This window comes from Paenibacillus sp. MAH-35 (assembly GCF_058135425.1).
This window is the reverse complement of the sequence record NZ_JBYUPU010000018.1, coordinates 11,975-31,036: the sequence shown is the minus strand read 5'-3', so window position 1 is coordinate 31,036 and position 19,062 is coordinate 11,975. Positions and strand designations below refer to the sequence as shown.

Annotated in this window: 18 protein-coding genes; 9 read left to right on the top strand and 9 right to left on the bottom strand. The window is 56.2% G+C overall.

What is annotated here, in order from left to right; genetic code table 11:
- Nucleotides 1-31: 31 nt before the first annotated feature.
- The 3 genes from AC3Y2E_RS19280 (at nt 32) to AC3Y2E_RS19270 (ending at nt 2,358) form a co-directional block, all read left to right on the top strand.
- Nucleotides 32-394, top strand: a complete 363-nt coding sequence (locus AC3Y2E_RS19280; protein ID WP_379213182.1) for a hypothetical protein — start codon at nt 32-34, stop codon at nt 392-394.
- Between the two features lie 165 nt (nt 395-559).
- The gene (locus AC3Y2E_RS19275; protein ID WP_379213180.1) at nt 560-1,375 is read left to right on the top strand and encodes an AAC(3) family N-acetyltransferase; all 816 of its coding nucleotides are present in this window, start codon (nt 560-562) and stop codon (nt 1,373-1,375) included.
- A gap of 122 nt (nt 1,376-1,497) precedes the next feature.
- The gene (locus AC3Y2E_RS19270; RefSeq protein WP_379213178.1) at nt 1,498-2,358 is read left to right on the top strand and encodes a DMT family transporter; all 861 of its coding nucleotides are present in this window, start codon (nt 1,498-1,500) and stop codon (nt 2,356-2,358) included.
- A 39-nt stretch (nt 2,359-2,397) separates the two neighbouring features.
- Here the strand turns inward: AC3Y2E_RS19270 and AC3Y2E_RS19265 are convergent, their stop codons facing one another.
- The 6 genes from AC3Y2E_RS19265 to AC3Y2E_RS19240 form a co-directional block, all read right to left on the bottom strand.
- Nucleotides 2,398-3,006 carry a transglutaminase-like domain-containing protein gene (locus tag AC3Y2E_RS19265; RefSeq protein ID WP_379213176.1) on the bottom strand — a complete coding sequence of 203 codons (609 nt, stop codon included), beginning with the start codon at nt 3,004-3,006 and terminating at the stop codon, nt 2,398-2,400.
- Nucleotides 3,007-3,171: 165 nt separating this feature from the next.
- Entirely contained in the window at nt 3,172-3,912 is a 741-nt protein-coding gene (locus AC3Y2E_RS19260) for a WecB/TagA/CpsF family glycosyltransferase (protein ID WP_379213174.1), read from the bottom strand.
- Nucleotides 3,913-4,970: 1,058 nt separating this feature from the next.
- Nucleotides 4,971-5,723: an alpha/beta fold hydrolase gene (locus AC3Y2E_RS19255; protein ID WP_379213172.1), complete on the bottom strand. Its 753-nt coding sequence runs from the start codon at nt 5,721-5,723 to the stop codon at nt 4,971-4,973.
- Nucleotides 5,724-5,787: 64 nt separating this feature from the next.
- A complete protein-coding gene (locus AC3Y2E_RS19250; RefSeq protein WP_379213170.1) occupies nt 5,788-6,834 on the bottom strand; it encodes a hypothetical protein in 1,047 nt (348 codons plus the stop codon).
- A 27-nt stretch (nt 6,835-6,861) separates the two neighbouring features.
- The gene (locus AC3Y2E_RS19245) at nt 6,862-7,353 is read right to left on the bottom strand and encodes a pyridoxamine 5'-phosphate oxidase family protein (RefSeq protein WP_379213168.1); all 492 of its coding nucleotides are present in this window, start codon (nt 7,351-7,353) and stop codon (nt 6,862-6,864) included.
- Between the two features lie 21 nt (nt 7,354-7,374).
- Nucleotides 7,375-7,821 (bottom strand): MarR family winged helix-turn-helix transcriptional regulator, encoded by a 447-nt coding sequence (locus AC3Y2E_RS19240; RefSeq protein ID WP_379213166.1) that lies wholly within the window; start codon nt 7,819-7,821, stop codon nt 7,375-7,377.
- Nucleotides 7,822-8,121: 300 nt separating this feature from the next.
- Between AC3Y2E_RS19240 and AC3Y2E_RS19235 the strand changes: the two genes are divergently transcribed.
- A complete protein-coding gene (locus tag AC3Y2E_RS19235; protein ID WP_379213164.1) occupies nt 8,122-8,583 on the top strand; it encodes a DinB family protein in 462 nt (153 codons plus the stop codon).
- 109 nt (nt 8,584-8,692) lie between these two features.
- Here the strand turns inward: AC3Y2E_RS19235 and AC3Y2E_RS19230 are convergent, their stop codons facing one another.
- From AC3Y2E_RS19230 to AC3Y2E_RS19220, 3 genes are read right to left on the bottom strand one after another with little or no spacing between them, the layout of a single operon-like run.
- Nucleotides 8,693-9,487: an ABC transporter permease gene (locus tag AC3Y2E_RS19230; RefSeq protein WP_379213162.1), complete on the bottom strand. Its 795-nt coding sequence runs from the start codon at nt 9,485-9,487 to the stop codon at nt 8,693-8,695.
- A 4-nt stretch (nt 9,488-9,491) separates the two neighbouring features.
- Nucleotides 9,492-10,271: an ABC transporter ATP-binding protein gene (locus AC3Y2E_RS19225; RefSeq protein ID WP_379213160.1), complete on the bottom strand. Its 780-nt coding sequence runs from the start codon at nt 10,269-10,271 to the stop codon at nt 9,492-9,494.
- 7 nt (nt 10,272-10,278) lie between these two features.
- Nucleotides 10,279-11,334: an ABC transporter substrate-binding protein gene (locus AC3Y2E_RS19220; protein WP_379213158.1), complete on the bottom strand. Its 1,056-nt coding sequence runs from the start codon at nt 11,332-11,334 to the stop codon at nt 10,279-10,281.
- A gap of 489 nt (nt 11,335-11,823) precedes the next feature.
- Between AC3Y2E_RS19220 and AC3Y2E_RS19215 the strand changes: the two genes are divergently transcribed.
- From AC3Y2E_RS19215 to AC3Y2E_RS19195, 5 genes are all read left to right on the top strand, one after another.
- The gene (locus AC3Y2E_RS19215) at nt 11,824-12,663 is read left to right on the top strand and encodes a DegV family protein (RefSeq protein ID WP_379213156.1); all 840 of its coding nucleotides are present in this window, start codon (nt 11,824-11,826) and stop codon (nt 12,661-12,663) included.
- 424 nt (nt 12,664-13,087) lie between these two features.
- Entirely contained in the window at nt 13,088-14,425 is a 1,338-nt protein-coding gene (gene hisD, locus AC3Y2E_RS19210; RefSeq protein ID WP_379213153.1) for a histidinol dehydrogenase, read from the top strand.
- 386 nt (nt 14,426-14,811) lie between these two features.
- Nucleotides 14,812-15,939 carry a hypothetical protein gene (locus tag AC3Y2E_RS19205; protein WP_379213151.1) on the top strand — a complete coding sequence of 376 codons (1,128 nt, stop codon included), beginning with the start codon at nt 14,812-14,814 and terminating at the stop codon, nt 15,937-15,939.
- A 20-nt stretch (nt 15,940-15,959) separates the two neighbouring features.
- Nucleotides 15,960-17,507, top strand: coding sequence for a glycan biosynthesis hexose transferase WsfD (wsfD, locus tag AC3Y2E_RS19200; protein WP_379213149.1), 1,548 nt, complete (start codon nt 15,960-15,962; stop codon nt 17,505-17,507).
- Nucleotides 17,494-19,059: a hypothetical protein gene (locus tag AC3Y2E_RS19195; RefSeq protein ID WP_379213147.1), complete on the top strand. Its 1,566-nt coding sequence runs from the start codon at nt 17,494-17,496 to the stop codon at nt 19,057-19,059. The genes wsfD and AC3Y2E_RS19195 overlap by 14 nt, the downstream gene beginning before the upstream one ends.
- Nucleotides 19,060-19,062 lie beyond the last annotated feature (3 nt).

The window sequence follows — 19,062 nt, the reverse complement described above, 5'->3', positions numbered from 1 at the left end:
TTAACATCTTAAGAGAAAGTGGTGAACGTAGATGAAGACTGTAAACAAAACAAAAGCTCTTATGCTTAAAAAAGCGCTCTTGCTCAGAAGGGCTAAAGCGGCAGCAACGAAAAAGAAAAGAAGAATCAGACAAACGCTGAACCGGTTCCATGTGTTTGCGGTTAACGCCAATGCAGGCAATTCGCCCAAATCTACTTCCGGCTGGACGGCGGTGTTAACTAGAAACGGTACCACGCTGACAGCGCAATTTGACGATTTCGGAGCCGCCAGATTCGATAACCTCAATACATTAACGAACTTTTCCTATACGCTGCGAATAAGAAATGCGGACAACGAACAGTTATTCCAATCTAACGTGCCGGCCGATCGCGAATTTTATGTCGCCCGATTCTAGTCGTTGGGTTCCGGTCAGCCCTTCAGCGTGACCCGGGACAGGCTTTACCTGGCAGCCACCCGGTCTGCCGACAAAGGATTAATGCCAGCCCCTCCTTCATGGAGGGGCTTTGGTATGATACTATTCTCTGTATATAGCCTAGAAATTAATGGAAGGGTGCGGCGTATGAAGGAGAAAGATGTGATCGGAGCAACCCGCAGCCCTGTCACCATAAACCAAATCATCGAGGATGCCGGACATCTCGGCATAAGCGGGAACGACATGCTGCTGGTACATTCCTCCTTGTCGAGCATTGGCTGGGTTTGCGGCGGGCCGCAGGCGGTCGTTCAAGCGCTGCTGACAGCGGTCGGAGAGGGCGGTACGCTGGTGATGCCTGCGCAGAGCGGCGATTGGAGCGATCCGGCCGAATGGGAAAATCCTCCGGTACCTGAGGCATGGAGGAACGTCATCTACGAGGAATGGCCGGCTTTCGATCCGGCCATAACGCCGACGCGGGGAATGGGGCGGATCGCCGAGCTGTTTCGAACGTTCCCGGGGACGTGCCGGTCGAACCACCCGCAGGTGTCCTTCTGCGCGAATGGCGCTTTTGCGGCTTCGATCGTGGCGGATCATCCGCTGACGCCGCAGTTCGGCCCGGATTCGCCGCTGGGCAAGCTGTACGCTTGGCCTTCGAAAGCGAAAGTGCTCCTGTTTGGAGTAGGTTATGACTCCTGCACAAGTTTCCATCTGGCCGAGACGTTGCTGGAGAGGATGCCGCGAAAATCGATGGGGGCGCCGATTACAGTGAAGGGGCAGCGCGTCTGGCAGCAGTTTGAGGACTATGACTACGATTCCGGCGATTTCGCCGAGATCGGGCGTCGGTTTGACGAACAGGACGAAGTGCGGACCGGCTATATCGGCCGTGCCTATTGCCGGCTTTTCGGGATGAGGGAAGCGGTGGATTATGCGGGGCGCTGGCTGATGGAGAACCGTAAGGTGTAGCAGGGTGCTAGATGTTCAAAGCTGTACATAGGCCGTGCGGATGAATGAGGCAGAAAGCTTAAAGCTGCTACGTGCCATACATGTTGAAGAGACGATGATCGACCGGCCATGGGGGGATAGGGATGGTTGGAACGGCGGTAATGCTCGTACTCGGTTCGGGGTTCCTGCATTCACTTTGGAATCTGTACACGAAGAAAAGTATCGACAAAAATGTGTTCCTCTGGTATTGCCAGCTTGTCGCGATCGTTCTCTTCTTGCCGTGGACGATCCTCGAATGGGACAACAGCCGGCTGTCCGGCGAAGGACTGGTGATCGTGCTGGTCTCGATGGCGCTGCACGGGCTGTACGTCGTACTGCTCGCAGCCGCTTATTCGGCTGGTGATCTGTCGCAGGTATATCCGATCATGAGAGGGACGAGCCCGCTGCTCGTGCCAGTGCTTGGGGTGACGTTGTACGGCGAATCGTTATCGGCCGCGGGCTGGGCGGGGATAGGCTTGATCGTCGTCGGGATTGCGCTGCTGAGCAGCGTCAAGCCGGGGAGAGAAGCTTCGGCACGGGCGCCCGCGCCGTGGAAGGCGCCGCTTCTGGCACTGGCCGTGGGAGTTTGTATCGCCGGTTATATTGCGGTGGATAAGGCGGCTCTGGAGTATGTCCCGGCCGTCGTGCTGAATGAAGCGACCAATATCGGCAACCTGCTGGCTCTGTCATGGGCTGCGCTGCGTTCAGGAAAGATGCGGGAGGAGCTTCAGGCGAATGGGAAGGTGATCCTGCTCGGCGGAGTAATTGCACCCGGAGGGTACTTGCTGTTTCTGTTCGCCTTGTCGATTGCGCCGGTCGCACAGCTTGCTCCCATGAGAGAGATCGGGACCGTATTCGGGACGATCCTGGGGGTCCTGATCCTGCGGGAGCAGCAGGGCGCCAAACGTATCCTAACGTCGCTCCTTATAACACTCGGTGTCATAATGGTCGGAGTATGGGGGTAGGCAGGGCAGGGCGCCTGCGGCTGTGGCGCGAGTTTGCGTCTATAACTCCGTTGGCAGGCCGTGCAGGTACATTTGTTTGCAATCGGTATGGTGAAGGAGCGCGTCCATCGTTTTCGGGTGGGGCGCCTTGTGAAGGAGCGGGTAATCCTTCTCTCCATAATGATCGCGTATGGGAAAGGCCAGCCGCTCTTTGTTCAGGGAAAACTGGGCGTCCACTCCATCCTTATTGCCGCGGGCATCCAGACGAATCCATTTGCCGACGGAGTGGATATAGCAGGCATTTAATGCATGGATCGCATAGCCCGTGTCGGGAGTGTCGCCTAATGTCAAGCGCTGGTAACAGAAGCCGGTAGGTATGCCCCGTCCCCGTAATAAAGCGCACAGCAGATTGGATTTGGCATAACAGATCCCTTCGCGATGCAGAAGAACTTCAGAGGCCGTACGCGTAATGCGCGAGCTTCGGATATCCCACGAATGGGAGATGCCGTCCCGGACAAATTCAAAAGCGGCTTTCACATAGGCGATATCGTCCGGCGAGCGGCCATGCAATTCGGTGATTTTCCCTTGTATCGTCTGGTGGCGGTAGTCGACTTCTTCGGTGTGCCCCAAGTAATCGTCCAGTCGGCTGGACTCCCGGATCAGGTTCATGGCTCATTCCCCCCAAGTACAAAATAGTTGAGAATTATTATGCATTATAATGAATTGTTATTCAACATTTCGTTTGGCGTGACGGCAGTACCGGGCAAACGCAAAGACCGTCTGGATCAAGCTAGACGGCCCTTTCCAATTATTCGCGAACGATCGTTAGTACGGTTAACGTTCCCGGTACAGCAGCGCTCTGACTGCAAACCGGGGCAGAATGAGCTGTCTGCGCCATCTCGAGGGCTGATTGATTAACCGGAATAACCATTCGGCATGCAGATCTTGCCATACTTTGGGGGCGCGCTTTACTTTCCCGCCGATAATATCCAGACTTCCTCCGACACCCATCGCAATTTTGGCGTTCAGACGCGACCGGTAGGTATGAATCCACAATTCGGCTTGCGGAGCTCCCAGCGCCACGATTAAGAAATCGGGGGCCGCGCGGCGGATATCTTCCACAATCTTCTCGTCTTCCTCCGGGGTGAAATAGCCGTGGTGGCGTCCTGCGATTGTAACGTTCGGATACGTCCGGCCGATGGCCTCCGCCGCCTTGAGGCTTGTCTCTTCATCCGCACCGAGTAAGTAAAACGACCAGTTTTTCCGATTCCGGTTCCCGGTCTCGAGCAGCCGAATCAGCAGATCGCAGCCGGTGACCCGTTCCGGAAGATGCCCGCCCTTCACCCGGGACACCAGCACGATTCCGATCCCATCGGCGGTAATCAGCCCGGCTTCATCCACAATCGAACGCAGCCCGGCATCGTGCTGGCATCTCATTACAATTTCCGGGTTTCCCGTAATGACGTGATAGAGGGAAGAGCGATTCTGCTCCACGACCTCGCTAAGCTTGCTTAAAGTTTGGTCCATCGTAAGTTTTGGAAAAGGGATGCCCATAATGTTGGCGACAGGTACCATCGGAGAAACTCCACCTCCAGCTTGTATTCCTTTCATCCTACCATGTTTTGGAGGGAGGGGCCATCCTGGCTGAAGGTTGGGCGGCAGGCAGCTGGTTTGTGGTCGATGTTACGCGCCGCGGCCTGTTGGGGTGCGGTGTAATTGGCGGGTTGGGGGGATGCAGCGGCACAGCACACTGCGTGCGGTAAGTATGCGTGGTACGACATGAAGCCGTTGACCGAGGCTGCCGGTGGATGAACGTTGGAGTGGGAATGGGACGCCGGGAGAATAAGGGGTGCTGGCAGCTCTTATTGGAGCGAGTGAGCGAGTTTTCCCGAAAGTAAGAGCGATTACTAGCTCTTATTTGCGTTGTTGGGCCGGGTTTTCAGCGGAAACGGTGAGAATAAGAGTCACAAATGAGGCTGTCGATTCAATGTGGACAACCAAGTGGAAAGGGAAAAGATTACATGGCGAGTTTTGTCTGGAATCCCCTACCTTACAATCCTTATTCAATCAAGGGATTCCGGACAACCTGTTTGAGCAGAAGAAGGTAACTTTTTACTTGGAACGGCCTGCTATCACTTCTACACAATGAATCGACAGTCTTACAAATCGCTCTTATTCCTCGCCGGTATCCCGATATTAAGGAAATAAGAGATACAGATCGCTCTTATGTGCCGGCAAGTCTCTCTTGCGGGATAAGCATGGGGGGGACCATCGTCATGCGATGCCGATCATCGTGCGCCGGGAGCTCGCGCGGTGCGGAAAGGCGGTTGCGTGGTCTGTGTCAGACGAACGTCAGGTAACGGTGGCCGGGGCTGTCCCAAACGGGTTCGCAGGAAACAGAAACGTCCCTGTTTCGAAAACGAAAGGACCTCATATTCCACGGTAAGTCGGAGATAGAGGTCCTTATTCTTAAGGGAAACCGGCTTCAAGCGGGGCTCGAAAATTCGCAAAATGACTGTTGGGACAGCCTGATCTTCGGCCCACCCCGTACCCGTCCCTCCCTGCGCCTATTCGGGTCCCCGTCCCCCACGCTCACGGGCCTGGCCCAGGCGGAGGGATGACTGATGCCCGCCTTACATGGGGTGGCGCTGCAGGAAGTCGAGCATCAGATCGTTCACCAGCACCGGGCTTTCCCGCAGCATATGCGGCCTGTGGCTGCCGCCCGGGATAACCTTATATTGCGAATCGGGTACGAGCGTGCTCAGCCTTCGCAGCTTTTCTTCGGTCGCAAAAGAGTCGTGCTCTCCGGCGATGAACAGAGCTGGGCAGCGGATGCCGCGCAGCTGCTCCTCCGACAGCTGCGGATAGAGCCGCCAATCCCGGGCGCTTACGCGCATAAATTGCTGCCAGTCGCCTCGGTGCGCTTCCTGATGCCGCTCGGTCATCTGCCGGATCGTATCCGTTCGGTTGTTGTCCGCAAGCCACTCCGGCTCGAACTCGTCGGCGCCTGTCGGATCGGCAAAGCCGGCTTGTCCGATCGTAGTCAGCGTAGCGATCCGGTGCGGCGCCTGAACGGCCAAATACAGGCCGACGCTTCCTCCCAGGGAGTAGCCGATCACATGGGCGCGCGGGAGCTCCAGCTTGTCCATGAGCCGGTCGATATCTTCGGCGAGCTGGGGCGTGCTCCATTCCAGACTGCGGCACCGGGTTCTTCCGTGACCGCGGAAGTCGGGGAAGTAGCACGTATACGTCTTCTGGAAATCGAGCATCTGGCTGGCGAACGCAAGAATGCCTCTGGAATACCCGCTGTGCAGGAAAAGGACCGGATCTCCAATCCCCATCTTCTCGTAAAATACGTCCAGATCTTCAACGGCCAAACGCGGCATAAGGACTCGTCCTTTCTACGAATAAATTGCCATCCCAAGATCCATTCTGTCTCGCACTCGTCTGTTAGGGAGTGAAGCGGACAGGAGGGAGTCCCGTCTTCACCGCCAGCCCCCAGCCGAACATACATTCCTGATTGGTCACTTCGGTGCGAACCGTGTTGACGCCTGCCCGCCATTTGACCGGAACCGTCTGATCGGCCCGAATCCGTCCGTCGCTGCCGGGAGGGTCCCACAGCGAAACGCCTTCATACACCAGCGCGTCGTTAACCCACAGCCGGACCCCGTCGCTGAAGCCGAAGGACAACACCGATTCCGCCGCTTCCGGCAGCGTAAACGAGCATTTCGCCTGAACGGCGGTGCCTTTCTCCCCGGCGGCATACAGCCGGTTGAGGTTCAGACAGCCGTTCTCCTCGACCCGGTGCGTCGTCCAGGCTCCTTCGTAAGTCCCGTCTCCGTCCGCAGGGGGCAGATAGGGCTCGGATACGGACCATTCGGTGATATAGGAGTCCCCGGCGAGCCGCCCGATATCCGTCTCCGTTCTTGCGAGTGGCTGAAGCCGGATTTCCTCGACGGTGAAGTTCCGGATATAGCCGGGGAAGTTGCCCCAGAAGCCGACCCGGCCGGCAGCGCGGCCGTGCTGAAGGTTCGTGATGACGAGCTGGGGAGAATCCGTCTCGTTAACGTACACGGAGACGCCGTGAGGCTGTACCTCCAAGGCGAAGCGAATCCATTCGCCCGCCGGGAACGGAGCGAACGCCTGATAGGCGGGGCCCTGATAAATTTGCCAAGTGCTGGAGCCGTTCATAATCGGGTCGTATTGGATGTCTCCCGGGCTCGTCTCCTGACCCGGCGAGATGTACACCAATTCGTAATTACCGATATCGCGCGCGCCGAAAGCTAGGCCGATAAATCCGTACGGGCCGGGAGAAGCGACCTCGGCTTCGATCCGGTAGCTATCGAAGGAAATCTCGTCGCGAAGCAGCACGGGTATCGTATGAAAGCCTTCCAGATACGTCGCCTCCCGGCCTGCCCATGTCCCCGGACGAGCTCCGGCTTCCGCATAATCGAAATCGCCGATCTCGCCGGTCAAATCCCACTGTTTTCTTGTCATAGACGGACATCCTCCATATCACACAAGTTATGTAATCGGGAAGCTTACATTTTGCAGCCCTTGATACACATTGCCCCAGCTCGCCGTAAATTGCAGAATTGTATAGTCGGGGTCGGTCACTCCTTGCGGGTAGTAAGCCTTCCAGCCTTGGCGCCACAGCTGCTGCTTCAGCTCCGGGTCGTCCGCGATCTCCATCGTACCGCTTAACATCAGGCCGCAAAAAACGTCCGGGTCAAAGAAATAAAGGCACGATTTCGGATCTTGCCTAAACTGGCTCACCCTTCTGGAGGACGTGTTGGTACTGAAATAGACGTGACGCAGCCCGTCTGCCCGGATTTTGAACATCGCCTTAATATGGGGGTGTCCGTCCCCGCCATTCGAACCGACCATGGCGATCTCGGAGAGGGACAGCAGGTCCTGCGCTTTCCGTATGCCTTCTTCCGCGCTTAAGGGGGTTAGTCCGTCTGCGACGAGCCGGTTAGCCGCCTCCATGCCTTTATCGATCGCGCTGCCGCTCATAATGGAATCATCCTCCGGTGTTTAAGATTCGGCTTCGTTGTTCTCGAGATTGTGAAAAATACGCAAGAGGTAATCTTCGAATAAGTCGATCTCCGCCTCCGAAAATCCTTCGTAATACAAGCCGGTCATCTCGGCCGATACGTCCTCGTAGGCTTGCTTCATCCGTTTGTTCTCGTCCGTCAGCCGGATTAATACTTTCCGGCGGTCGTCTTCCGGAAATACCCGGATCAGATGGCCGCTTTCCTCGAGCTTGTCCAGCATGCGCGTCAGCGTTGATTTGCCTAGGGAGGTCCGTTTGGCGAGCTCCTGGATCGGGATGTCGTCTTTTTGCCATAACGCGAACAGAATGCGTCCCTGAGCCGGATTAATGTCGGTGATGCGGTATTGCTTCAGTTTTTTGGCGAATACGCGGCCCGAGATTTGATGGACCTTCGAAAGTAAAAAACCGCCTTGGCGAGTGCTGCTCATCCTATATTCATCCTTGTATTTCCATTTTTATTTTAATTGTATATATAATAGTTGTATATAGAACTATTGTCAAGGAGTAAAAATGAGCAGCGGTTCGGGCGGGAGTGGAAGTAGGAGGAGGGGGAACAGTGGTGGAGCGGGTGGCGCCAGTACAAGACAGCACAAGCCGGTACAAGCTGGGTAGCTGCCCGAGCCATGCGGCGGTTTGGAGCCAAGCATCCATAACGTGTTTATTTCTAAATAGCAGTAAGGTATACTCTCCTCATACCGACAGAGTAATTAGCAGGAGGGAACAGACGGATGGAAGCAGTCATTTTCAATCAGATCGCCTTAAACCGTAGCCGTACGCTCGAGATCGCGGGAGAGCTGGCGGAATCGTTCGCGGATGTAGTGCCGCACGGGTTCAACAACAATATCCGCTGGCATCTGGGACATATTGTGACGACACAGGAGAGGCTCGCGTACCGGCTGATCGGAGAGAAGCTGGAGCTTCCGGAGGAGCTGATGAGCTTGTTCCTGAATGGAACGAAGCCCGCAGACTGGCAGACGGCGCCGCCGGATATTCCGACCTTGAAACGTTTGCTTCAACAACAGCCCGATCGTATCCGCGAGCGGCTGGAGGGTCGGCTGGACGAGCCACTAACCGTACCGTTTAAGCAATTGGCGACGCTGAAGGAAGCGCTCATCTTCAGCATCGGGCATGAAGCGACTCACGCCGGTTATATGCTGGCCTTGAAGCGGGCGGTCCAAGCTCAGCTGTAACGGAACGAACGATTCGCCAGCAGCCGGACCGAACAACAAAGCCCGGACGGAGGACAGCTTGTCTCCGTTCGGGCTTTTGTCATGCAGATACGAATTTCGAGGCGGCCGATTACTTCCAAGGAAGCAGACGGTTCTCCAGCCATTGCAGGCCACGGTTGAACAGCAGGCCGAGCAGCGACAGCACAACGACGCCGACCATCAGCTTGGTCGTGATCATCAGGTTGCCGTAGTGAAGAATCATCGAACCGATCCCCTGGCTGGCGGCGATCATCTCCGCAGCGACCAGCAGCAGGAGCGAGGTGCCGGCGGCCAGCTTCAAGCCTGCGAAAATAACGGGCAGCGAGCCCGGCAGCAACACCTTGCGGATGACGCTCATATGCCCCGAGCCGAAGCTGACGGCCGCTTTGATGAGCGCGGGGTCGACATTTTTTACGCCGGAATACGTGTTGATCACAACCGGGAAGAAGACGCCCAGCGCGATAATCGTCACTTTCGGCAGCTCGCCGATGCCGAGCCATAACACGATCAGCGGCAGCAGGGCGATTTTCGGAATCGGGTACAGCGAGTACAGAATCGGAGTGCCGAGCGCCTCCGCCCAGCGGGAAAAGCCGAGCGCGAGCCCGATCATGATCCCGACCGACGCGCCCAGCACATAACCGAGCACGATCCGGTACAAGCTCGTTCCGATGCCCTGCAGCAGCTCGCCCTTCGAAAGCAGCTCCCAGCCGGCCGCCAGAATGCTCGTCGGCGAAGGCAGGAACAGGGGAGATACCCAGCCGAGCCGGCAGACAAGCTCCCAGATCAGCAGCAGCGCGGCGATTCCGATCACCGAGGCGTAGCCCGGCACTTTCGCTTCGAGAAATGCGACCCGGTTTTTGATATGTTTCTTGCTAATGTCCGCCACCGGTTTAAACCTCCTTAAGCGCGTCCTGGGCGTCGTGCCGGATCAGGTTCCAGATCTGCTTGACGTAGTCGTCGAACCGGTTGCGCAGCTGTTCGTTGTCCCGTCCGATTTTGGGCATATCAATCGGAATGATCTCTTTGATGGCGCCGGGATGGCGGGACAGTACGATGACGCGGTCCGCCAGATAGACGGCTTCCTGAATATTATGAGTTACGTATAAAGTGCTTTGCTTCGTCCGGTTCCAGATCGTGAGCAGCTCTTCCTGCATCAGCGTCCGGGTCTGCGCGTCCAGGGCGGAGAACGGCTCGTCCATCAGCAGCAGATTCGGCTCGATGGCCAGCGCCCTGGCGATCCCGGCACGCTGGCGCATCCCGCCGGACAGCTGCTTCGGGTACGCTTGCTCGAAGCCGGTCAGTCCGACCATATCGATATAGTGCTGACCTTTTTCCTTCATATCCGTCTTGCTCATGCCGAGCTCCTGCAGCCCGTATACGACGTTCTCATACACGGTGCGCCAAGGGAACAAGGCGATCTCCTGAAAGACGATGCCAAGCCGCGGGTCGCTCTGCTCGGCGGACAAGCCTTCGAAATAAACGCTGCCTTCGGTCGGTGACAGCAGGCCCCCTACGATATTCAGCAGCGTGGACTTGCCGCAGCCGCTCGGGCCGACCAGGACGACGAATTCCTCCTGGTGAATCGCGAAGTCGATCTTGCTCAGAGCGGTGACCTCACGGCCCTTTTTGTCCCGAAATGTTTTGGTAACTCCGTCGATCACGACTCTCATGCGTTTCTCACTTCCTTACGGCTTTTAATGCTTCTTCCAGAAACTCGTTGTTGACGATTTTGGCAGGGTCGATAGAGCCTTGAACCATCTTGTTGGCCGCATACCAGTCGAGCTGGGTTTTAATGTCTTCGGTCAGCAGCTTCCCGTCCCGGTCCATGTAAGGAAGGCCGAGCTTGATGTTGTCTTTCGGCTGGTCCGTATATTTGGCGATGACGTCGATGACCTCATCGTAGTTGGCGCCCGGTACAAGCTTTCCGTCCTTCTTTACCAGAACGGCGTCGTAATAGTAATTCGCTGCTTTGATATATACTTTCATAAAACGAATGGCAGCGTCGCGGTTGTCAGCCAGCTTCGGAGAGAAGAAAATACCGGAAGTCTGGTATTCCATCTCGTCGCCGATCTGAGAAATGACTTTGCCGTAGCCTTCTTTGACGACCGCAGTAATATTCGGCTCGTTCAACAGGACGGCGTCCACCTGCTTGCTCTGCAGCGTTTCCATCATGGCGCTTACTTTGCCGAGCGGCACGAGCTCGACATCGCTAAGCGACAGGCCGTGCTTTTCCAGCAGGCGTCCGGCCATATAGTGGAACGTGGAGCCGGTTTGCGTAATGCCGATTTTTTTGCCTTTCAGCTCGGCGACCGACTTGATTCCGGAATCGCTGTGAACGAGTAAAGCGGAAGAGGAATAGCCGGGCTGCTCCCTTCCTTTATCGGCCACGATCAGCAGCTTCTGTCCGCCTGCGATCATGTTGTACAAGCTGGCGGTAATGCCCGTCGCACCGACATCGACGCTTCCGGATGCGGTCGCTACGGCGATCGGCTGAGCCGCGTCAAACCATTTGGCGTTAACCGTAATGCCTTCTTCTGCGAAGAACCCTTTCTCCATAGCAATAAACAGCGGCGCCGAGCTGGTCAGCTTCAGCATGCCGATATCCAGTGTAACGGGAGCGGCTGCGGCCGGGCTTTCCGATCCCTGGCTTTTGTCTTTGCTGCCGCAGGCGGAAAGGATGCCGACCATTGCGAGCAGGACGGCGAGCAGAATCGGGGTGAATCTTGTTTTCATGATGTGACCTCCAAGATGCGTTGTGTGATGAAGAAAACCACCTACATACTTCGACAAAATAAGACATATTCCTTTTTTGGCGAAAAGGAAAGTTTAACCCCGCTAACGCGCTAAAGTGAAACGTAGTAATCGTTGTAATGATTGCCCTCGAAGCCCTTTTCTGGCTAAAGGGCATAAACGTATACTCTGTTTTTAACTCCATATATGGATTATAAAGGGTGATAAAAATGTCGAAAAATTACTAATAGTAGCTAATATTTACTATATAGTGGGAGTAAAATTGAAAGGAGTGTAATGATCTCCCCGCAGCGAAATATCCGGTTTCGATCTGGCATATTTTAACCTTGGGGGAAACGTTTCATACCCTTTGTGTTCTGCTAGTCCGGCGACATATAATAGGAGGAAGCACGCAGTACTTTTGTAATCGTTTATCGGGGGAACGACAAGAAACGACAATGCATTCGACAACGCGACGAACGGGAGAGATTCATGCATACGATTAAAATTGTTACCGATTCCACGACAGATTTGCCCAAGGAACTGCTCGAGCAATTTCGGATCGAGGTCATTCCTCTGCAGGTGGATATTGACGGAGAGAGTTACTTGGACAATGTCACGATATCGCCGCTTTCGTTCATAGACCGGATGAGGGAAGCGAAGGAATTGCCGAAAACGTCGCAGCCTGCGGTCGGAGTTTTTTTGGAATCGTATAACCGGCTCGGCGCGGACGGGGATCTGATCTTGTCCGTTCATATGTCCAGCGGGATGAGCGGGACGTACCAGGCGGCCTGCATGGCTGCGGAGATGACAACCAGTCATGTGCAGGTAGTCGATTCCCAGATGATCTCGCAAGCGCTCGGCTTTCAGGTGATAGAGGCTGCGCGAATGGCGGACGAAGGGCTTGCGGTGTCGTCGATCGTGGACCGGCTGAAGCATGTTCTCGAACGGACGACACTGTTCGTAGTGGTCGATACGCTCGAGTATTTGGTCAAGGGCGGCAGAATCGGCAAAGCGACCGGCTGGATCGGCACGCTGCTGAATATTAAGCCGATATCCAGACTGCAGAACGGCGTAGTCACTCCGGTTGCGAGAGTAAGGTCGTTCTCTCATGTCGTCAAAACGCTGATGGACCATTTTGAAGAGGATACGAAAGGTAAAGTGATCCGGGGGATCGGGATCTCGCACGCCGACAACATGTCGATCGCGGAGAAGCTGCGCCAGAAGATCGAGCTGATTACGAGCGTGCCCGTCCGAATCTGTCCGGCTACCCCTGTTATCACGGCGCATACGGGACCCGGGGCGATCGGTTTTATGTATTACGCGGAATAAGGACTAGGTAGAGCTGGACCGGCCTTGGCGTTTATAGACCCGCTTGGCTACAACTGGACGGTTTTTCGCAAGAAACGCTGAATAGGATTGGGTTCGGAGTCCCTGCTCCAAAGTTTCCGCCCGATGAAAGACTCCTTTAACTTGTTAAAGCCGCCTTTACAACGTCCGTCGGTCCTTATATAATTAGCCCAACCTGTTGAGGAGGCTAGACCGATGAACGTTAACTTCCAAAGCTTAGCCCAATCGTATATCCACAGCCATCATCACAGTTAGGCGTTTGTATTGCGGTCTTCGCGTCCGCAGGTACAAGCGCCTATTGGCGTTATACCTGCGGACTTGCTAGAGAGAGTCATGCGGGTATTTTTTTACCTGCATGGCTCTTTTTGTTTGTCGCAAAAAACGATCTCCGAGGGAGGAAATTACGATGTCCACGATGATTTTTAATTTGCCGCAAGATCAGGAAAAGCTGGATGAACGGTTCAGATCGCATAACAAGCTGTTTGACCGCGAGGTGCTGACGGGAGTGCTGGCGATTTTCGACGAGGTGGCCCGGAGCGGGGACGAGGGCATAAGAAGTGCGACCCGGAAGTTCGATCAGGTGGAGCTGGACCGGCTGGAGCTCACGGCAACCTACACGGAGGCCTGCATAAACGGATTGCCGCCTTCCCTGCGTTCGGCGATCGGACTGGCGATTCGCCATGTGCACGAGGTGAATACGGAGATGCTGCCCCGTTCCTGGGAGAAAGAGATTCGGCCGGGTACCGTAGTCGGGGAGATCGTGCGACCGCTCGATTCGGTCGGAATCTGGATTCCGGCGAGAAAAGGGCCGCTACTCTCGACCGCCATCATGCTCGTCGTTGCCGCCAAAGCCGCCGGAGTGCCAACGATCGTAGTCGGAATGCCGCCTCTGAAGGACGGCACCGGCGACCCGGGGACGGTAGCCGCTGCCAAGCTGGCGGGAGCGGACCGGATTATCATCGGCAACGGCGTCGCGATCATCGCCGCATTCGCGCAAGGGACGGAGTCGGTGCCCGAGGTGGACGGCATCTTCGGCCCCGGTCCCGGGGGGATCGCAGCCGCGATGAGTGCGGCCTTGATGTACGGCAAGAAGGCCGCGCTCGGACTCGGCCCGACCGAATGCGCGATTATTGCGGACGGAAGCGCCGATCCGGAGAGAGCCGCTTACGACTTGATCAATGAAGCGGAGCACGGCCCGGACTCGTCCGCCGTTCTCGTCACCACTTCCGCCGCCTTGGCCCGTCAGGTCGAAGAGCGGCTCGGGATCTGTATCGGGGGCATGCCGGAGGACAGACGCCGCTATTTGCAGCAGGTGTTCGGTCCGGACGGGAAAGGAGCCATCGTCGTCACGCCAACGATTGAGGAAGCCTGCGATTGTATCAACGGGTTCGCGCCGGAGCATCTGATGGTGGTAGGCGAACCGCAGACGGAGCAGCGCGTAATTGAGCTCGTCCGCCATGCGGGCGAGGTTCTGATCGGCGGCTATACGCCGTTCTCCGCCGGGAACTATGCGATCGGCATTACGGCCGTGCTGCCGACGAACGGGTTTGCCAAGGCGTTCTCGGGCGTCACGTGCAAAGATATGGTGAAAGTGTCGACGACCGGGCGGCTGACCCCGGAAGCGCTTCGGGAACTGGCGCCGGTAATTCGGGAGATGAGCGGCTACGAGCAGCTGCCGGGTCATAGGAAGGCGGCGGATATCCGGCTGGGAACGGAGCCGGCGGATCACAATGGAGGCGGTTAACGGAACCGGCGCTTGATCGGGCTGGCCGGCTACTGCACAAAATCCAACGGGCTTTATTTCGAATCGATTCTTCTATAGAAAAAGGACCTCACACCTCCACTTTGCCGTGGACTTGGGGTCCTTACCATTTGCCGCAGGTTTGACCGCTAAAACAACCGATTTTCAGGAATTTTATATGAAATGTAAGAAGTGTGTAAGTTTTTGTCGAGAGATGTTAGATATAATGATTTTAGGGGTACATACAGGTTAAAAGACGGGGGCACACCAGTAGGTAAATAATGCTCATTTATTATTCCATTAAGTTATGTTCAAATCAATAGTAAGGAATTGATATCTTTAGTAATCTTATTGTAAGAAGCTGAAGCGGGATGTAAGGAAGTGCTGCCGTGAGAAAAAAGAGTTTGCTGCTGATCGGCGTTCTCGCAGGGTTGACGCTGTTATTGATTGTTAAACAAACGGGCGGCCCCGCCGCCCCGCCGCAGCTTTCCTTGCCGGAGGACCCTGCGTATGGAGCCCGGGCGAACGTTCAGAAGGAGCGGGGCGAGCTGGAGACGTTTGTTCAGACCCGGCTGGCCGGGGAGCACGGGGTGTACACCAACTATCTGGATACCGACCAGTCCCGGGAACTGGCGACCGGGCACGAAGTGCTCAGCGAGTCGGCTTCCCTCCGGATGAGAATCAGCGTCCTTGCGAAGGACAAGCCGTCTTTCGACAACGAGTGGGCGCTTGCGAAGCGGACCTTCGATCTGCAGAAAGGGTTCAGCTACCGGTACAGCCCCAAGCAGCAGAAAAGCTATCCGATGAATGCCGCCGTTGACGACCTCCGGATGATCCGGGCGCTCTACGAGGCGGGACAAGCGTTCGGGGACGGTTCGTATACGAAGGAAGCGAACCGGTACGGGGAACGGTTTTATCAATACAATGTCAAGGACGGCCGGCTCTACGACTTCTATGACGAGAAGTACAACACGACCAACTCGTTCGTCACGTTGTGTTATGCGGATCTCAGAACGCTGCAACTGCTTCCGGCTCCGTCCAAAGCCCGGCAGACGCTGCTGTCCAACATGCAGACCATCGTTCAGGACGGATATTTAGGCGACGAGTTTCCGTTCTATGAAACCCGGTACCACTACGATCGAAGCGCGTATTCCTCCGGGAATATCAACACGGTGGAGTCGCTGCTGACGATTCTGCATCTGGCCGAGGTGAAGGAGGCGAAGCCGGCGAGCATCCGCTACCTGAAGGAGCATGTGAAGGCGGGAACGTTGTTCGGCCAATATACGAGAGCAGGCGAACCGGCCAATTCCATCCGGTCGACCGCGATTTATGCCCTGACGGCGATGATCGGCTCCGAGACCGGAGATTATCCGCTGTATCTGGACAGCATCGGGCGGATGAATGCGTTTCAGGTCAAGCAGCAAGACAGTCCGCTGTACGGGGGCTTTGGAGACGTACATACGAATCAAGCGTACTCGTTCGATAACCTGATGGCGCTGCTCGCTTACTCGTATTAAAGAAATGAAGGTGAACCCAGGTGACAGACAAGGGGATAGCTAAATGGATTCGCAGCGGACTCGCACGGGCCGGCCGATATATATCGCCGGCCTCGTTAGCCGCCATCGGGGTTCTGCTCGTAACGGCAATAGCTTTGTTCGTCCCTCCCTACGTCGGAATGGCGGATAACGGAGACTTTTTCCGAAGCATCTACAGCACCGGCCTGTACTTCAGCGAACCGGGGTATGACGGTTTGCGGTTCGGGCATTTCGTCAAGCAATATGGTATCTTTCAATATTTCAACGAAAACGGCTCGACGATCGCCTCGTCCCAGACTTTGTTTATTAAAGCCGCGATTGGGCTGAATCAGCTGCTGTTTGATCCGGTCGTTTTCGATATCCGTTTTCAGGCAGCGATCTTCACGTTGCTGCTGACGGCAGCCATCTACTTGCTGGTGGAGGCCATTACTTGGGGAGTGCCGAAGAAGCTCGGCTACCTCATCGCGGCGATCGCGATATTCATCTTCGGCGACACCGGGTACACGGCGTATTTTAATTCGTTTTACGGCGAAAGCATCGTGTTCGTCATGGTGCTGCTCCTGTCGGCGTCCTGGCTGCTGATGTACCGGAGGCGGTATAACGACTACGCCATGCTGGCGCTGTTCGTTGTCAGCGCGCTGATTCTCACGACCTCGAAGCAGCAGAATGCGCCCGTCGGCGTAATCGTCGCGGTGATGGGAATCAGCCTGTTGTGGATGCGCAAAGGCAAATCGTTCCGGATCTGGACCGCCGGGTCGCTCGTCCTGATGTTCGTGACCGGCCTTGCCACGTATGTGATGATCTCCAAGGAGTTCGTCAACATCAACCAGTATCACGCGATGACCCGCGGCGTTCTGATGCAGTCGGAGAATCCCGAGGAGACGCTAAGGAAGTTCGATATCGACGAGCAGTATGCGCTGCTCAAAGGAACGATCTACTACGAGCCGTTCGCCACGATCGACGTCAACTCGGCGGAGCTTGAGCGGCAGTTTTACAGCAAGTACAGCTTCGTATCGATTCTGCAGTATTACGCCACTCACCCGGACAAGCTCGGATCGATATTGAACATAGCGGCCAAGGACGCGTTCTCGATCCGGCCGCAGGCGATGGGCAATTACGAAGCTTCGGCCGGCAAGCCGTTCGGAGCGCACACCCCGTTTTTCTCCTTGTACAGCTGGCTGAAGATGAAGCTGGCGCCCAAGACGTTCGGTTTTATCGTCATCTGGATCGCCGTCGTAACAGGGCTGTACATGCCTTCCTTCGTCGCCGCGGTAAGAGCGCGCGACTTCAGACAAGCGCAGAGGCTGATCATGATCGTGACGATGATGCTGATCGGGCTGGCTGGCGTTCTTGTCTCGATTATCGGGGCGGGGGATGCGGATCTGGCGAAGCACCAATTTCTGTTTACGGCGGCGTTTGACGTCGTGACCTATATAATCGCGGCGGATCTGATCAGCCGGAGGTTGTTCCGCGATGCGCCGGCGACGATCGCACGGAAGGCGCCATATGCGTCCGGAGGCAAGGGGGTGACGCCGTTTGCTGCGCCATAAAGCGTTCAAGCCCGGCCTGCTGCTGACCGTGGTACTGCTTGTATGCTTCTGCTCGGGTCGGTGGCAGCCGGCTTCGGCCGCAGCCGCCGCCGAGCGTCAGCCGGATAACGTGCTGCTGCTGTACGACAGCTTGGCGAAAGGCACGTCCCGGGAAGGAAATGTGGCGGTCTTGCAGCAGCAGCTGGCGGCATACCGGGTACAGGTTACGACGATGAGTCTGGACCGTTACCGGCAAGGGACGATGCAATCTTACGGGAAAGTGATTACCGTGATTAACGCTGCCGATCTGAATATTGCAAACGAGGCCTACAAGACCGATCTCGCTGCTTATCCGGGCGAGTATATGCATATCGGAGGCAACCTGCCGGGACGGATCGCGGATATCGGACAAGGAGTCCTGACGCGGACGGACGGTCGATCGGTCCGGCTGGAAGCGGGCAAAATCAGCCAGTCCACTATCCATCCCGGACCCTTGACGTTGATTGCGGGACCGGAGAGCGGAATATACGGCACGATCACCGTGGAGGGAAGCGCCGAACGATTTCCTTACGGCGTCCGCGAAGGGCGGAATACGTACCTTCCTTTTATGGAGAAAGGCAATCTCAGCGAGCTGGCCGCAGCGCACGTTCTGAAGCGGTGGCTGCAGGTGGAGACGGCGGGGCGCACGTATGCGGTGATTAAAGACATTACCCCGTTCTCCGATTTCAAGCTGCTGGAGGCTGTCACCGACCGGCTGTACGAGGCGGGGATACCGTTTGCGGGCAGCATACGTCCCGTGATCAGCAATACCGACTACCCGGCTATGAAACGGTATGTCGAAGCGCTCAAGTACGTACAGTCGCGCAACGGCGCTATTCTGATCCAGGCCCCGGTCGTCCTGGACGGCGTCAGCCGGAGCGGGCAGCTGCTGCGCAAAAGGATGGAGGATTTCATCGCCGTCCTTGCCGGGTATCAAGTGGCCCCGCTCGGCATAGGCGCCGAGCTGTATTGGTCGTATGACAAGGCTTATGCGGAGGGAGGAATGGGGTTCTTCAGCTCCGCAGTATTGTTCCCGGACGAGAAGCCTCTTCCGATCGAGCCGGCGGATACGTCCAAGGCGTTCTCCTCAGCCTTATACAGCATGACGGTCAGAGATCTCAGGCGGATGGAAAGGTACGGCGGAGCGATACCGGCATTCCCGATGGATACGGCCGTCACGATCGCTTTCACTGACGACGAGCGTCAGCTGGCGTCGGCCGTTCAGACGCTGATCGATTCGAGAATTCCGTTCGCCGACTACAGGGACGGCCGTCATGAGGTTCGTACGGACGCCCATCGCATCGCTTCGGAAGACGGAGTGATTACGATAGACGGAAACCGGCTGCAGGCGGACTACGCTCCATCCATCGTCAGCGAAGACTACAAATATCAGGAAGAAACCCGCAAAAGCTTTACGCGCATGTTTCAGGTGCAGAACCGCTTCTTTATTGTCGTGATCGGCGCGGCTCTGATCGTATTCGGCGTTTTCCTGGTGGCGGGCCGCCGGTTGTATAAACGAAAATTTATGAAATAAGGA

Coding starts and splice junctions, on each gene's coding strand:
- AC3Y2E_RS19280 (WP_379213182.1), top strand. CDS start 32: ATGAAGACTGTAAACAAAACAAAAGCTCTTATGCTTAAAAAAGCGCTC.
- AC3Y2E_RS19275 (WP_379213180.1), top strand. CDS start 560: ATGAAGGAGAAAGATGTGATCGGAGCAACCCGCAGCCCTGTCACCATA.
- AC3Y2E_RS19270 (WP_379213178.1), top strand. CDS start 1,498: ATGGTTGGAACGGCGGTAATGCTCGTACTCGGTTCGGGGTTCCTGCAT.
- AC3Y2E_RS19265 (WP_379213176.1), bottom strand. CDS start 3,006: ATGAACCTGATCCGGGAGTCCAGCCGACTGGACGATTACTTGGGGCAC.
- AC3Y2E_RS19260 (WP_379213174.1), bottom strand. CDS start 3,912: ATGGTACCTGTCGCCAACATTATGGGCATCCCTTTTCCAAAACTTACG.
- AC3Y2E_RS19255 (WP_379213172.1), bottom strand. CDS start 5,723: ATGCCGCGTTTGGCCGTTGAAGATCTGGACGTATTTTACGAGAAGATG.
- AC3Y2E_RS19250 (WP_379213170.1), bottom strand. CDS start 6,834: ATGACAAGAAAACAGTGGGATTTGACCGGCGAGATCGGCGATTTCGAT.
- AC3Y2E_RS19245 (WP_379213168.1), bottom strand. CDS start 7,353: ATGAGCGGCAGCGCGATCGATAAAGGCATGGAGGCGGCTAACCGGCTC.
- AC3Y2E_RS19240 (WP_379213166.1), bottom strand. CDS start 7,821: ATGAGCAGCACTCGCCAAGGCGGTTTTTTACTTTCGAAGGTCCATCAA.
- AC3Y2E_RS19235 (WP_379213164.1), top strand. CDS start 8,122: ATGGAAGCAGTCATTTTCAATCAGATCGCCTTAAACCGTAGCCGTACG.
- AC3Y2E_RS19225 (WP_379213160.1), bottom strand. CDS start 10,271: ATGAGAGTCGTGATCGACGGAGTTACCAAAACATTTCGGGACAAAAAG.
- AC3Y2E_RS19220 (WP_379213158.1), bottom strand. CDS start 11,334: ATGAAAACAAGATTCACCCCGATTCTGCTCGCCGTCCTGCTCGCAATG.
- AC3Y2E_RS19215 (WP_379213156.1), top strand. CDS start 11,824: ATGCATACGATTAAAATTGTTACCGATTCCACGACAGATTTGCCCAAG.
- hisD (WP_379213153.1), top strand. CDS start 13,088: ATGTCCACGATGATTTTTAATTTGCCGCAAGATCAGGAAAAGCTGGAT.